The organism is Paenibacillus sp. OK060 (genome assembly GCF_900101205.1).
GTDB classification, from domain to species: Bacteria; Bacillota; Bacilli; order Paenibacillales; family Paenibacillaceae; genus Paenibacillus; species Paenibacillus marchantiae.
In genome coordinates, this window is the sequence record NZ_FNFR01000008.1 from 77,469 (window position 1) to 92,845 (window position 15,377).

Sequence of the window (15,377 nt, forward strand, 5' to 3'; positions counted from 1 at the left end):
CTTCAGGCTGTGCCGCTTTATTTGTCGTTAGGCTGTATGCAGAGGAACTCTCATAATTGCTGTACTAGCGTTGTCCAGCTGTAACCGAAGGGTCGAGCGAAATCTGGCTCAGCTGCTGGTTCATTTTATACGCCTCAATCCCGGCCAGAAGCACAATGCCGATACCGTGCGTATCGTTCAGAATCCATCCCAGATCGTCCCGGTAATAGAGTGCGGTAAAGGAGTAACCGGAACCCCGGCACACACCGTACACATTGCCTTTGTAATCAATGGACAGATGGGTCATGCCCTCCCATCCTTTGCGCACCGCATCCAGGTAGGCCTCTGGCTGCTCCAGCCAGCCTTCACGAATACCGCGGGCATAAGCGTAGATGAACATTGACGTGCAGGAGGTTTCCTCATACGAATCCGGGCGGTTCAGTACCTGATGCCAGAGTCCATTTTCACCTTGCAGCGCCAGATACCCCTGACATAAATCCCGGTAGAAACCCAGCAGTTCCGGCCGTTTGACGTAATCACTTGGCAGAATCGACAGTAGTTCGGTTAGCGAAAACAGAACCCATCCGTTCCCGCGCCCCCATGGTATGCCTGTCGCCCGTCCACGCACAAAATCATACACATGGGACATGATCTGCTGTTCGGGATTATAGAGATATTTGCGGAACATCAGGAACTGGTTGATCGCATCATCCCAATAAGAAGTATCTCCCGTCAACTGACCGTAACGCATCAGGAAAGGTGTGCTCATATACAGATCATCACACCACATCGTTTCCTGCCGCATCTCGCCGCTGCCACGAACACGGTAAAAGGCTCCGTCGTCTAGACGTTCCTGTTCATCCGTAATATAGCCCGCAATACGATCTGCGGTATCTTTACCTCCACGAATGTCGCCGAGTTCCATCGCTGCGAGCAGCGTAGATCCAAATGAACCGCAATCATCCAGACTGTCGATTGCAGACAACTGATTATTAATTCCCGCGGCGCCGTACCCTTCCCGATCCCACAGACCATAACGGTCAAACGACGTACTCAGGCCGATATGGTCCCGCACATACTGAACATAGTCGTCACGTCCCAACTCCTGTCCAATCTGAAGAAGTCCAAGGAGGGTGACACCGAGTGGATAATTCCATTTGCCATAATGGGTATTTTCCAAATAGGGCCGGACACTCGTTTCAGGTAGATCAACATGCCAGTATACACCTTGGGCTCCATCATCAAATACAGTATCTGTGACCACGATGTCTCGGTGAGAGGGTTCAGAGCCTGCGGAAAATACACCCGTATACAGCCACGCATCGGGACATCCTGCAACCGTATGAGGTGGTCTTAATCTCCATCCGGTTGCAGTGGAATCCTTCGCATCTTCCAGTGTGAATCCCCACAACTCGCTCCCAGCCTTGGTTTCACCCTTTGCTACCAGATCAGATGGACCGTAGCGGCAAGGCAGTTCAATGCGGTAATTGCCGCTTTGCCCAGCGGAATATATCTCCTTGCCATCAACGTACAGGGTGAGAGCACCTTCATGTTTTCCTTGCAAAAGAACAGGTGACGATCCCGGTTGGATGACATCCAGTTTGGACCATGCGTACGCAACAGCAGGCTGCTCTGTCCCAAAGATTCTGGCGAAAGCTCCAGCGTTCTGTTCCCCTTCTGTCCAGTCCCTGCGCGGATACCAGGACAGGCCCGTTTCTTCTTCAGTCATGCCATCACGAGGGAGTGATGATAAAGGTTCATCGACGGGTTCCGAGTACAGCCAGCCCTCCTGTCCTTGGCGATTCACACCAGGTGTGAGGAAGTGAAGCGGAAAGTTTTTAAATGAGGCCGTTCCGTAGATCCCGCCGAATCCCACCTCTGTTTTTACAAAACAAAGCAACACATCGTTCCAGCCATATTTCACGGAAATCGGAATCTGGGTTCTGCGCTCGGGAAATAATTCCTGCAATAGCTCAGATTTGAAAATCTCTTCTCCGTTCACATAGACCGTCACCGGACTATAACAATTCAGTCCCGTATTTAACGTAGCCTCCTGCTGGCTCCACAACTTGCCCCATACGTATACGTACTGTCCTGCACGAGCCTCTTTCCACTTGGCATCCAGATTCAGATCATAACGATAATCCCCAAGTCTGCGGAAGCCTCCACGATGGTACGCTCGGAACAGAAAGGAGTGTTTCGGATGGTCCCCAATATAACGCTGTGCCATGGTAGTCAAAATATCCGGAATTGAATCATACACCTTGCCTGCAATCGCCTCGTTCTCATGAAAATAACGAATGATCATCAGCTCCCTTCCTATACCTTGATTCGTTCGGTTAGTCGCAATGTCTCGCCAGCCTTCACTTCAACCACCTGCTGATCCGCCGTAAACCAGACGGTGATCGCGGACGGATTGTGGATGATGGACCTATCTGCTGAACACTCCAGGCGTTTGACCGCTTTCCAGTAAGCAATCACTTCGATGTTCGTTGCGTACCAGATATCATCCCGGCCACCAATCTGCTCAGCAAACTGCTCTATAATCTGCCAATTGTCGTTATCATTGAATTCATAGCTGTGACCCCATACATATAACAAGAGTGGCGTACCTGTCTTCGTATGCTGGATAAATCGTTCGGCATGGGCCGCCAAATTATGGTTATGGTGGCAGGTTGGATGCCATTCAAGCGGCCGCTCAGGCAGTGTGTACCTGCCATGGGATTCAACCGTGCGTGCATAATCGATGCCAAGCCATTCGAGCTTGGTGCTGAGTGAACGGTCATAACCTCCATTCGGATAGGCCATACCTCTTACCGGATAACCGACAAGCTGTTCCAGCGATCTCCGATCTTCCATGATCTCTTCGGTCAGCAGCTCATCCGGGACATAGGGCAATGTGGGATGGGTGACCGTATGTACAGCCACTTCATGCCCGGCATATAACTTCGCAACTTCTGTCGTCTCAATTCGGCCAGGCTTGCTCAGGGTACCGGAATTCAGATTGAATGTACCCCGCAGCCCATGTTGATTGAAAATCCCCACCAGTCTGCGATCATGCACCACACCATCGTCATAACTGAACGTCAAGGCCTTCATCACGCCACCTGGGTAGCGGTCAAACTGGATACGATGTCCCATCTTGTTCCTCCTCCCACTTCAATTGCTTTTTCCGGCTTTTCATTTTCCTTGCTGTAAAACAGCAGATCAACGATCCTTCTACCTCCTTAAGGAATAAATCCGTTTATCTTGGGAGGTTTATTCTTCAGCTGATACATGACCGGCTTCCTGCAAACTGTGGCTGCCCGATTCAAAATACGTACCTTCCAGCAGTCCGATTAATGTATTGGTAACGCGTACTTCAATATCGTTCTCCCCTGCTCGCAGCCACGAGGCTTCTCCCGTCCAGCGATATGGAGACCAGCATCGAACGCCCAGACTGTAACCATTCACCCGTACTTCTACCACATCCTGCACCTGCCAGTTACTGAATTCCAGTTCAAAAGACGCGACCTCTTCAGCAGGCTGATCCACCCAGAAGCTTCGTTTGTAACTCATCTCTCCTGCAAAATGGGGATACAACGGCTGTGGCTCAGGCCCAATTCGGATCGACGTATCCGGCTCACGAACGAGAGAGACCATGCCTTCATGATGGAATTCCACGCCAAACCGCCCTTGCAGATACAGCGGATCAACGATACCTTCTTCATCCCTCGTGACCTCTAAGGTAACGATCATTTCATTCAGGCCACTGCGCAACAACTCAGTTATATTGCAGCCAATATTATGGTGATCGGTAATTTCAATTGGCTCAAATAGATCAGGTCCGATCGGTTGACCGTTGATTTCCATGGTCCAGTCACCTGATATCGCTGCCCTGTCCATGAATAACAGACATTCTTCCAATGCCGTTCTCAGCTCAAATGTAGTTGTATACTTGCACTGGATTGGATAGGCAACGGATGCTTTCTTCGGTGTACCAAATACCTGATTAAACTGGAGCGGCAGATGATGGTTCTCCGACAATTCAGCCGCCTGATCAATAAAGGGCTTGACTGTAACATGATTACGTTCAAAAATTACACCGTTGTCATTGGAAGCTGTTACGTTGAACTGCCCCATCCGAAGTGTGTTGGACTGCACCGTTTCCAGTCGCCATGGCCCCTCCGCAGGAAGCTGAATCGTATAGGGTGCGTTCTCAATCTCAGTAACTAAACGATCCGCTCCAGACTTCGTCCCTGTTTGGTTCAGAGCAAAAGAATTCTCCTCTGATGCCTCTTGAGCATGTTGTAAAGTAAGCCTCACCACATGTGCTTCATAGGGAGCAAGCTTTAACGAAATGCACCATTCACCACCACTGCTGGTAAACGGCAATGATTCACGCTGTCCTGTCTCCAAATCGAGCCGTTCCGCCAGCAGACGTGTACCCGTCGAAAAATCCACATCCGTCCATAACCGCTTGGCTACCATTTTCAATTGCCCTTCAAGTTGTTGTCCTTCCTGGTTGGACAAAAAGATCATAAACTCTCCGTCCGATAATTGACGGGTCTGCATAAGCAGCGACGCACTTTCTTCTTCCATGATCCAACAGATCGGTTCGGGCAGTACCTGATCCAGCAGCAGGGAGATCAGTTCCAAGGAGAAGTCATCCCCGCGACCTGTTCCAGCAGGTAGAAAATAGGCATTTCCCTGTCCCTGCAGCCACATCAATTCGCTGCTGTAATGACCTGTTTCGTCTGTATTGCCCCAATATGCCTCGTGCGGCTGGTTGCCTGCTCCAAAGAACTGAGCGGCCTCATTTCCTGCAGGGCTTCCTGGCTGGATGGCTACATGCGGAGGCATGCCTACCGATATGACCGTTCCCCCCTGTTCTACGAACTGCATAACCTGCTGCCAGGCTGCTGCCTCCAGGTTCAGCATCGGTGGAAGAATCAGCACTTCATAACGTGCAACACCAATCTGAATTGTGCCCTCGGCCAGCACAGCTTCCGCTAACAGCTCGGGGTCCAGATGATCATAGTCACGTCTGTTTTCGAGCAGATGCGAGGTGATCCGCATCCAATCGTTCGTGAGACGATCCAGCTTCGCCCGTTCTTCTTCGTCTTCTCCGCCATATTCGAACCCGTGTAACGGATTGCCCATCAGGCTCCAGAACGTGGTCGTTGGATCAAGCACGGCAATACGAATATCCGCAGTCCCGGTGCTCATCAGATAGCTTAAACGTCCTGTGTAATCTCCCAACTGCCGGAAGTGACGCCAATACGGGTTCTGTAAAAACTGGGACGGCGGTGCATCATGCTTGGCGAGTCCGCCGATGGTATAGAAAAAGGCGTGGAAATTAAAAAAGTTGGTGCCCATGGCTGCCATTCGGTCAATCATCCATTTGGCATCCTGTAAAGTCATCGACCAGCCCACACTGTGAAAACACTCAATCAGATTGCGGCTTCGGCCAAGCTGTCTGGCAAGCGAGCTGACCATCTTCGGATTGTCGCGCATCTTCTTGCCATACCGTTCCAGAATCCAGGATAAGGGGCGTCCGATTTTCTCATGTGCTGAATCTCCACCTGGCATATGACTGAACAACTGCGTGGTCATCCGTACCCCGGGCACTTCTGCCGCATACTGAATCCCTGCCTCTTCACACCAGTCATGTACCTGTTTGTGATACGACTCCCTGAGCAGCAGATGTAGCGACTGATAATAATCATACCTGATACGTTCTGCGTCTGGGACATCGCCATGCAGCAGAGCAGGTAGGGACTCAATCAGACTGTAACCGCAGCGTTCACTGAAATAGCCGGGAAGCTGTGGAGACCAGGGGATACGCCCAAGCGGCGCAATTTCATCGGAGAACATGCCTTTGATTACGCTTTCAAACTGTTCTCCAATTGCTTCCTTATACCGTTCGTGGGTCAGTTCAATAAAACGGCTCATCGCTTCCTTGTGACACGGGTCTACAAAGTTGCCGTAATATTTGAAATCATCCATCTCTTCTTCCTGAAATATAATCACGTCCCATTCCCCAGCGGGAGCTTTCCATGACAGGCGGAAAGCCGTTCGGTATGTAAAAAACCGCTTGCGATTATACGACGTGAGCCCTGTCTCCTGATAGACCTGATCCGTCTGGATATTGCCGATGTTATTGCGCAAATCAATGGATTCATGCCACAATCGTTTGCCCTGCGCATCCTTGGGTATTGCCTTCGCCACTAGAATTCGACCCCACGGCAACTCATGATCCACTGTATCTCCGCCATGAACACGAATCTGCTTATGCACAAGCTGGCGCTGCTTCGCCTCGGGAAAATCAAGTGTCACCTCACCGCCAGCCATCCCACTTGGATAGGGATACTCGTCATATAACCATACCTGCATACCGCAGGCAGCCGCCGCTTCCACTGCAATCCGTACCTTGTCAAACCATGCTTCGGACAGATAGGGAATCTCCAGCCCCTGACGTGGACAGATGAAAAAACCACCTACGCCCTGTGCAGACATTTCGGCTATTTGTCGTTTGATTTGCCCTTCTTCCATATCCCCATTCCAAAACCAAAAGGGATGAACCCGGTACTGCGCCTCGGGATTTTCAAATGCATCCCCGTTCCACATGTCGCTTCCTCCCTGTATGTGCAAGAGTGGTCGTCCATCTACCGATAACGTTCATTTAAGTTCAAATAGGTTTGTTTTGCATTGATTATACATCAAAATCTAAATACTGGAAGCTATAATTCACAAAAAAAGAGATGAAGATCGTTTTTTAAATAGCCTGAACTAACTAGGGATACACGGAAATGCCCGGCTGCCACCTTTGCACTACAAGAAAGGCTGCCGGGCTCTGGAACATCAATCTACTTCAGTGCAGCGTACAGCTCATTCACTTCTTTGACATAATCGTCGCCACCACTGCTTTTCCACAGTGCTACAGCATCCTGGAAACCTTTTTCATCAATTTGCCCCACGATGAATTTGATACGGGCATCATTAATGATGTTATCCAGCTGTGGTCCTTTCTGGGCATACACATCGGAAATCAGCGGTTCGCCAGGATTAGCAATGACGATTTCCTCATTGGCTTTCTGCACTTGTGCAACCTTTTCGCGAACAGGTGTCTGTTGCACACGAAGTGTTTTGTCCTCTGGAATAAACATAAGGATCTGATTCAGACCCTGTACATCTCGCAGCGCCAGTTTGTCAGTTGTCGGAATGATGTAACCCTCTTTTTTCTCATACTGCTTGCCTTCCAGACCGTTCCCCAGCAGCGCCTGCAATTCAGGTTCATTCAGCTGATCCAGGAAACTCAGTACCTTTTTCAAGTCTTCTTCCGTTTTGACACTGCTTTTGGAAATGGCAATCATGCCGGAATAGCCGGATGTTGGCATGTCACGCAAACCGTTCGGCCCCTCCATTGCCTGAAGCACATCCACATGCCCAGTTGCTGACGGATCTTTCTCCAGAATCTTCTGATCCATGCGCTGTGCGTTATCTGCTACATCCACCATTACGCCTGCTTGCCCGTTCACAAACGGATCGGACAACTTGGTTGCATCCATCACGGCAAAGTCCTTGTTGACCAGACCTTCGCTATAGATTTGACGGAAAAATTTCAAAGCTTCCATATATTCTGGAGTCTCGTGTGCCGGCATCAAACCTCCGTTACCATCCTCGCCCCACTTGTTGGGTGCACCAAACCAAATCTGCATATTATCCCAAGGACCTGTGAATTTGCTCGCCACCAGACCGTAGGTATCGTCTTTACCGTTGCCGTCTGGATCATCCTTCGTGAACGCTTTCAATACATTGTAGAACTCGTCAATGGTCTTTGGCTCTTCCAGACCAAGCTTCTCCAGCCAATCCTTGCGGATCGTGACACCGTTACGTCCGAGAGCACGTGCGCGGTAGATGCCATAGGTTTTGCCATCGATAGAAGCATTGTTAGTGATAATTTCATTCATCTTGCTGAGGTTCGGATAGTCTTTCAAATAAGGTCCAAGCTCCCAGAAAGCTCCAGTACGAGCCGCATTAATGAAACTTGGGGACTTACCCAGCACAACCATAACATCGGGCAGCTTGCCCGAAGCCAGTGTGATATTGAATTTATCCTCATAGGAGCTACTCGGTACCCATTGCAGATTCACATCCATCTTGGTCAATTCCTCAAGCTTCTGAATCACAGGACTGTTATCCGGCGGATTCTCCGCTTCAAAGTTCGGAAGCATAATCGTGATCTGATCCGTGCCACCCGCAGCTGTTCCTGAACCTGCTTTGTCCGTGGAGCAAGCTCCCAGAATCGTACTCAATACCAATGATGCAGAGAGTAGCAATGCGCCTTTTTTGAATCCCGTCTTTTGTCCCATACGTTCTCCCCCTTGGCTTTAGCCTTTAATTGAACCTAACATGACACCCTTGGCAAAATGCTTCTGCAAAAACGGATACACCAGCAAAATCGGGATGGTACCAACCACAATGACCGCCATTTTAATGGACTGCTCCGGTGGCTGTACAAAATTGGGGTCCATGTTCGCCATATCTCCGACACTGGCCTGTGAGAGCAGAACGATCTGTCTCAGCATGACTTGCAATGGCCATTTGTCACTGTCAGAAATGTACAGGAGTGCCGAGAAAAAGTTGTTCCAGTGGCCTACGGCGTAGAATAACGCAAAGGTGGCAATCACCGGTTTGGACAATGGCAGAACAATTCGCCACAGTACCCCAAGATCCGAACAGCCGTCGATGCGGGCCGCTTCCTCCAGCCCTGGCGGCATTTGTTGAAAAAAGTTTTTGACAACAATTAAGTTAAAAGCGCTGATCGCGCCAGGAAGCATGAGGGCCCAGTAGGAATCCAGAAGTCCAAGTCCACGAATGACGAGATAGGTCGGGATCATCCCGCCGCCGAACAACATGGAGAAAATCACCATGTTCATCATGACATTTCGGCCCCAGAAGTCACTTCGGGACAGTGGGTAAGCCATCGTCAGTGTGAAGAAGAGATTGACCAATGTACCTGCAACCGTAACAAATATCGAAACCCCTATACTGCGGAAGATGGTGGACGAGGAAAAAATATACTCATACGCACTGAACGAAAACACCTTCGGAATAAGGAAAAAACTGCGTTCGGTAATCTCGGCTTCGGTCGCGAATGAATTTCCTATAATATACAGGAAAGGAAGGACGGTTAATATGCCCAGAATCCCCAGCATGACGTAATTGAAAATATCAAATACTCTGCCGGCAGGGCTGTTGTATAGACGGCTGTTCATGGGCAATTTCCTCCTTATCGATGGATGACGAACATGCTCTTAATAGATTCCGGGATGTCCGAATTTCTTGGCCAGTTTGTTGCTGCCCAGCACCAGAATAATTCCGACAACCGACTTGAATAACCCGACCGCGGTACTGTAACTGAATGCACCTTGCGTAATCCCGACGGTGTATACATACGTATCAAATACATCTGCCACATCACGATTCAGCGAGTTGGTCATCAGATAGATTTGTTCAAAACCGGTATCCAGGAAGTTCCCCAGCCTGAGAATGAGCAAGATAACAATGGTCGTGCGGATCGCTGGAAGCGTGATGTGCCACATGCGCCGTAATCGACCTGCACCATCCACAATTGAAGCCTCATACTGCTCTGTATCCACACCTGCAAGTGCTGCGAGGAAGATAATCGTTCCCCAGCCCATCTCTTTCCACATCATCTGAACAATAATGAGCGGACGAAATGACCCCGGACTTGCCAATACATCGATCGGTTTGCCTGTGATCCAGGAGATCAGGTCATAGAGTACCCCGCCTTGCGGAGTCAGGAATACATAAGTGATACTCGCGATAATGACCATGGAAACAAAGTGAGGTACATAGACCAGCGTCTGAATCGTTCTTTTGAAGAAAGCGACCCGGATTTCATTAAGTAACAAAGCGATGATAATCGGTGCCGGGAAAAAGAATATAAGATCATATAGGGCAAGGACGAGCGTATTCCTCAGCAATCGGAAGAAGTCCGGATTGGAGAAGAAATTCGTAAAGTTCTCCATACCCACCCATTGACTGTCGCGAATGCCCAGAAAAGGTTGATAGTCCTGGAAGGCAATAACGATCCCCCACATAGGCAAGTATTTAAAAATGACAAAGTACAAAAATCCGGGAAGCACAAGCACGTACAGCCATTTATTTCGTTTGATCTGCCTCTTCCAGTTGGACTCCCGCTTCATCGGCAATGCGGCCATATCCACTTGAGCTGCTGTAGCGCCATTTCCATTCCAGTCCGTCTTCCCGTTCATAATGTCTCCCCTCCCCATTTATGTAAGCGTTATCAATCGACCTGTTATTCAGACTATACAGCTGCCTTGTTTCCGGCAACCTTCATTTTTTGCATGGTTGCGCAAAGTGGTCCGAAAGCCCGCTATAACGCCATTCCTTCTTCAATTTGGATATACTTTGGCAAAGGTTATTGCACATTTTTGCAGCATTATCCTTCTTTGTTTCCGAGGTGAAACATGAAAAACCGGAGTCCCATGAAGCGGGATTCCGGTCAATGATGAAGTCTTATGAACAGGTTTATTTACCTAGCCATTTATCCCGATACTGGCTCGGGGTTAAACCTTCCTGTTTCTTGAAAATCCGATTAAAGTAACTGTGCTGGTATCCAACAGCTCCTGCGATATCATTGATTTTCATCGTGGTCTCACGCAGCAATTGCTTCGCCGCATCCATTCGTACCCGTGTTAAATAATCAATGAAATTCATGCCCGATACTTGCTTGAATGCCTTGCTTAATGCATAAGGGGTCATCTGCTCCGCATCTGCACAGCCTTCCAGGGAAAGTTCGTTTCTATAATTCTCATCAATAAACAACATCGTACGTTCCACTACCTGCTTCAGCGGCTCCTGGGAACGCATCTCGATCTCCTGAACATATGGCAGCAATACTTCTCCGATCATCCATTTCATCATTTGTGCAGGTTCGCGAATCGTGGACAAGCGCTCATACATGTTGCAGCCACCAAACAGCTTGTAAGGCGTTACCCCGGTCTGCAGCATCATATGCTGAATACTTCCCAGCAATTGAAGCATCATCTGCTGCACCTGGAATTCGGAACTGCCCGCTTGGGTGATCTCGGTCACAAATTGCTCCAGTACACGCTCAGACTCATCCTTCTTCCCAAGCCTGATCGCCTGAAGGATCTCACGTTCCAGCCCCAGTGGATACGAGGCTTCTTCCGTTCTGCGGAAACATTGCTCATCCTCCAAATCGAGAATCTGGCTCCCGTCCTCCACGCTGCGATAAGCAACCGCCTGCTCCATCTCCATGAATAATCCCGGCAATTCCTGCGGGGAAGCAGCAGGACGACTTACGATCACCGTCACGTTCATTTTCAAAGTCTGACCTATGACCTCCACCAACTCTTGTCCCCATAATAACGCTTGTGATTTCACAGGCTCGTCGTTGGGAGCAATCACAAGCATGGCTGAAGACAGGTCGTGAAAGTTCATTACACTAATTTGACTGAAAACATTTTTGGCAACTTCTTCAATGATATTAACTGCTGCAAAGGTAACCAGCCCTGTATCCTGGCTCCCAAATCGACCCTGTAACTGGGCATAGCCCGTAAAATACATCTGAAGAAGCAAAAACTGCTGGTCTTCCACCTCAAATCCAAGATTCCTCATCCGCTGCTGAAGATCCTGCTCTTTATAGGCATACAGATGCCCCTGCACCAGTTGTAATACAAAACTGTCCCGCAAATGGGGAAGCTGCTCCTGTAATTGTCGATGGGCGGTCAGACTCTGCGAAGTCAATTCGTTCCACTGTTGTTCCAATAGCTGGAATTCATCTAGCCTGGTATCTGTTGTCGTTTCACTCCTGCCCGGCGTCAATAAATGGAGCATCCTTGCTACGGGAGAGTATATTCTGCGTGAAGCAAACCAGGATAATACCAACCCCAGGATAAGACTGCCAGCACTCGCAATGACGATAATTTTGGATACGAGCTTCACCGGTGAGGTCACCGATGTCAGCGGAGCTGCGGAGACATACGTCCAGTCCGAATCAATCCGACTCAGTGATCCATAGGACACGGAATAGGTTTCGTCCTCATATTGGAACAGGAATGAATGGTTCTCTGCATGCAGGGCTACCTCTTCTTTGAGTTGCTGCTCAAAAGCAAGGTCGGTCTTCCCTGCTACCGGATTACCGGTAACCAGTGTATTGCCCTGTTTATCCATGAGGAATGTTAATCCTTCATCATAAGGAGTAAGCGTTTTCAACAAGCTGGCGACTTTCTCATTATCCAGCGTAATGATCAGCGCACCAAATGGATTAATGCTTTCACCCGGAATCTTATGTACAAGAACCAGTGCATTACCCGGATCGGTATGCAGTATACTATCATTCGTTTGAGATGCTTTATCACTGCTCTGGCTCGCAATCCAGTCTGTCCAATACACATGGTTGCCCATCGTCAGATAGCGGTCGTAGGCCTGTATTTTTGCATCATCCTTCAATTCGTTATAATCCCGGTTAAACAAAATCGGTTTCGGTTCCTGCAAATATAGCTGCGCGGATTTGATGAGCGGATGAGAGCCTTGCAACACGTATAGTGTGGTGACGATCTCCTGTGTTTCGTTGAAATAATACACAAAATCCAGCGTTCGCAGCGCATTGCCAAACCTGGGTTCAAAAGCCCAATGGGACAAGGTCATCTCCAGATAAGCGAGTTGGTCGTCCACGTTGCGCGCCCGGTTCTCAATCTGGCTTTGGTGCATCTGATTAAATTCATTTTCCATCCGGCCAACGACCAACTGATACATCACGATTCCTGTAATCAGTCCGGGAATGCTGGCAATGAGCAAAATAAGCATCAGGCTGTTTCGATAAAAACGCCCTTTATGTCGTCCTGTGGTTAACCCTGGCCAACGCGTGAGTCTGCCGGAGGATCTTACCTTCCTAACTGGTTCCATCAGTGCTCACCTGCTTGCTTGCGTATGCTCTGACTGTCATGGGAACTCCCTCAACTCCCCTGCTGAATGGTTTACATGAGAATATATGGATGAAATCCGTTTCTTGTATTATACGCATAATTTCCGGGGGAATGAAACGGGTTGTAGCAGATCATTTTTTAACCAATGTTTTATTAACGCATCAAAATGGATTACAATAGGATAAAGCAAAACATGAAGGAGGCCTTTTAATGAAGGAACAAACTTATTTTCAAGAAAATAGAGAGAAACACCTGGCGGAATTGAACGAATGGTTGTCCATTCCAAGTATTTCAGCCATTTCGGCACATAAAGAGGATATTAACCGTGCGGCACAATGGGCTGCAGATGCACTCACTCGTGCAGGTATGGAAAATGTAGAGGTTATTCCAACAGCGGGACATCCGATTGTATATGCAGATCACCTGCATGCACCCGGCAAACCAACCGCACTGATCTATGGACACTATGATGTTCAGCCTGTCGATCCGCTTAACCTGTGGGAAACACCTCCATTCGAACCTACCCTTCGTGATGGCAAACTGTTTGCACGTGGTGCTACGGATGATAAAGGACAAATCTTCATACATATCAAGGCGGTTGAAGCTCTGCTTGCCGAAAACAAGGAACTTCCTGTTAATGTGAAATTCTGCATCGAAGGTGAAGAGGAAATCTCCAGCCCGAACCTGCCGATCTACCTGAACGACAATACAGACAAGCTGCGTGCAGATATGGTACTAATCTCGGATACGTCCCTGCTCGAAAAAGGAAAACCGGCGATCTCTACGGGTCTGCGTGGTCTTTGCTCGCTCGAAGTGGATCTGAATACAGCCAACACGGACCTGCACTCCGGTTCATTTGGAGGCGGTGTACCGAACGCACTGCACGCACTCGTATCCCTGCTCGCTTCGCTGCATGATGAGCAAGGTCGCGTGAGCGTAGATGGTTTCTATGATGGCGTTCTGCCGCTCTCTCCTGAGATGAGAGAAGAGTTCGTGAAGCAAGGCTTCAATGAAGAACAGCTTCGTCAAGACCTCGGATTGGAGCAATTGTACGGGGAAGAAGGCTACTCGTTCGTAGAGCGTATTGGCGCACGTCCAACGCTGGAACTGAATGGCGTATGGGGCGGATTCCAAGGTGAAGGCACCAAAACCGTTATTCCGAAGGAAGCTCATGCCAAAATTACATGCCGCCTTGTTGCGGATCAAGATCCACAGCAGGTGCTGGACCGTATCGAAGCACATCTGCGCGCGCACGTTCAACCTGGCGCAACGCTGCATGTGAAACAGATCGAGAAAGCCTTTGCGTTCAATACTGATCCTTCCGATCCGGTACTGCAAAAAGCAGCTGATGCCTATGAGCAAGTGTACGGCGTTCGTGCCCTGTTTACGAAAGATGGCGGCTCCATTCCGATCGTGGAGAAACTTTCACGCGTGCTTGGTATTCCGGCTGTTATGATGGGCTTCGGTTTGCCAGATGAGAACCTGCATGCACCGAATGAGCATTTCAACCTGGAGAACTTTGATAAAGGGTTGTTGACGATTGTTCAGTTTTTGAAGAGTTTGTAAAGTATAGTTCATGTGAAAAATAAGTATTGGAAAGCGTGCTGGGTTGACGTTCCGGTGCCGAATCGTTCTTTCGATCGCTGTTATCCCCGGATTTCTTTGATTCCTTTTGACAAAGGTGAAATCCGGGGATAAAGGCGAACGCTTCGCTTCTTCAGAATCGATTTCGTCTCCTTCACTACTTTGCAGCTTTTCCATGACTTATTTTAAGATTGAACCTACTTTACAAATGAAGGATAGTAGGTAGATATATAGATAGATAAAAGGGGTGTGCCGTCTATATTCATGACGGCACGCCCCTTTTATAATTGGTGCGACAGATTCGTTAGCGTTGTGACTAGAAGAAGTATACAAACTTCCGGAGACATCCTCTAGATTTTAATCCTGTATCCTCCACTTATGAGCGGAAGGTTGTGAAATTTAACATATGCACAAGCTGCATCATGTGCGTGATTTCCTGCTGGACTTCGGAGGTGTCTGTACCTGCCATCGCCAGATTGGCCCGCAGCGTTCTACGGGTGTTCAGCATACCGTCGATTAACTTCATGACCGTGTTGCGTCCACGATGATCCACAATCATATACTTTTTGCGTGCATCCAGCTCCACCCATACGATATTGCTGAATGAGGTGAATAGGTGTCTACGGTACTGCTCCATATCGGTCTCATTGTAGTGCTCGCCATAAAAGGCATAATATCCGTGTACGTGCAGCTTTTCCGCCAGCTCTGTGATGAACGGGTCGAATTCGAGCATAGCGTTACGTTCCATGTTTCACGCCTCCGTAATGCGTGATCCGCAGATCCCGGCTTTTTTGAGATCTATTTTAACACATTACGCAAGCTATTGCCTGT

The 15,377-nt window shown here is 48.8% G+C and carries 9 protein-coding genes; 1 reads left to right on the top strand and 8 read right to left on the bottom strand.

The features are described from left to right. Positions 1 to 64: 64 nt before the first annotated feature. From BLS14_RS25705 to BLS14_RS25735, 7 genes are all read right to left on the bottom strand, one after another. Positions 65 to 2,287: a glycoside hydrolase family 88/105 protein gene (locus tag BLS14_RS25705; RefSeq protein WP_256336671.1), complete on the bottom strand. Its 2,223-nt coding sequence runs from the start codon at positions 2,285 to 2,287 to the stop codon at positions 65 to 67. A gap of 11 nt (positions 2,288 to 2,298) precedes the next feature. Beyond that, on the bottom strand, positions 2,299 to 3,120 hold the full coding sequence (locus BLS14_RS25710) for a polysaccharide deacetylase family protein (protein WP_063566690.1): 822 nt from the start codon (positions 3,118 to 3,120) through the stop codon (positions 2,299 to 2,301). A 117-nt stretch (positions 3,121 to 3,237) separates the two neighbouring features. Beyond that, positions 3,238 to 6,588, bottom strand: coding sequence for a glycosyl hydrolase (locus BLS14_RS25715; RefSeq protein ID WP_090954608.1), 3,351 nt, complete (start codon positions 6,586 to 6,588; stop codon positions 3,238 to 3,240). A 239-nt stretch (positions 6,589 to 6,827) separates the two neighbouring features. Next, a complete protein-coding gene (locus BLS14_RS25720) occupies positions 6,828 to 8,333 on the bottom strand; it encodes an extracellular solute-binding protein (RefSeq protein WP_072735430.1) in 1,506 nt (501 codons plus the stop codon). Positions 8,334 to 8,351: 18 nt separating this feature from the next. Then, positions 8,352 to 9,239: a carbohydrate ABC transporter permease gene (locus BLS14_RS25725; RefSeq protein WP_024632531.1), complete on the bottom strand. Its 888-nt coding sequence runs from the start codon at positions 9,237 to 9,239 to the stop codon at positions 8,352 to 8,354. Between the two features lie 39 nt (positions 9,240 to 9,278). Beyond that, entirely contained in the window at positions 9,279 to 10,208 is a 930-nt protein-coding gene (locus BLS14_RS25730; protein ID WP_052016746.1) for an ABC transporter permease, read from the bottom strand. Between the two features lie 331 nt (positions 10,209 to 10,539). Continuing rightward, positions 10,540 to 12,942, bottom strand: a complete 2,403-nt coding sequence (locus tag BLS14_RS25735; protein WP_090954610.1) for an AraC family transcriptional regulator — start codon at positions 12,940 to 12,942, stop codon at positions 10,540 to 10,542. Between the two features lie 230 nt (positions 12,943 to 13,172). Between BLS14_RS25735 and BLS14_RS25740 the strand changes: the two genes are divergently transcribed. Further along, positions 13,173 to 14,528: a dipeptidase gene (locus BLS14_RS25740; protein WP_090954612.1), complete on the top strand. Its 1,356-nt coding sequence runs from the start codon at positions 13,173 to 13,175 to the stop codon at positions 14,526 to 14,528. A gap of 394 nt (positions 14,529 to 14,922) precedes the next feature. Here BLS14_RS25740 and BLS14_RS25745 read toward each other — a convergent pair whose 3' ends face one another. Further along, a complete protein-coding gene (locus tag BLS14_RS25745) occupies positions 14,923 to 15,294 on the bottom strand; it encodes a hypothetical protein (protein ID WP_053783145.1) in 372 nt (123 codons plus the stop codon). Positions 15,295 to 15,377 lie beyond the last annotated feature (83 nt).

What these genes read in the sequence shown, in the direction of transcription:
- BLS14_RS25745 (WP_053783145.1), bottom strand. Translation starts at nt 15,294, where the DNA reads ATGGAACGTAACGCTATGCTCGAATTCGACCCGTTCATCACAGAGCTG.
- BLS14_RS25720 (WP_072735430.1), bottom strand. Translation starts at nt 8,333, where the DNA reads ATGGGACAAAAGACGGGATTCAAAAAAGGCGCATTGCTACTCTCTGCA.
- BLS14_RS25730 (WP_052016746.1), bottom strand. Translation starts at nt 10,208, where the DNA reads ATGGCCGCATTGCCGATGAAGCGGGAGTCCAACTGGAAGAGGCAGATC.
- BLS14_RS25735 (WP_090954610.1), bottom strand. Translation starts at nt 12,942, where the DNA reads ATGGAACCAGTTAGGAAGGTAAGATCCTCCGGCAGACTCACGCGTTGG.
- BLS14_RS25710 (WP_063566690.1), bottom strand. Translation starts at nt 3,120, where the DNA reads ATGGGACATCGTATCCAGTTTGACCGCTACCCAGGTGGCGTGATGAAG.
- BLS14_RS25725 (WP_024632531.1), bottom strand. Translation starts at nt 9,239, where the DNA reads ATGAACAGCCGTCTATACAACAGCCCTGCCGGCAGAGTATTTGATATT.
- BLS14_RS25740 (WP_090954612.1), top strand. Translation starts at nt 13,173, where the DNA reads ATGAAGGAACAAACTTATTTTCAAGAAAATAGAGAGAAACACCTGGCG.
- BLS14_RS25705 (WP_256336671.1), bottom strand. Translation starts at nt 2,287, where the DNA reads ATGATCATTCGTTATTTTCATGAGAACGAGGCGATTGCAGGCAAGGTG.
- BLS14_RS25715 (WP_090954608.1), bottom strand. Translation starts at nt 6,588, where the DNA reads ATGTGGAACGGGGATGCATTTGAAAATCCCGAGGCGCAGTACCGGGTT.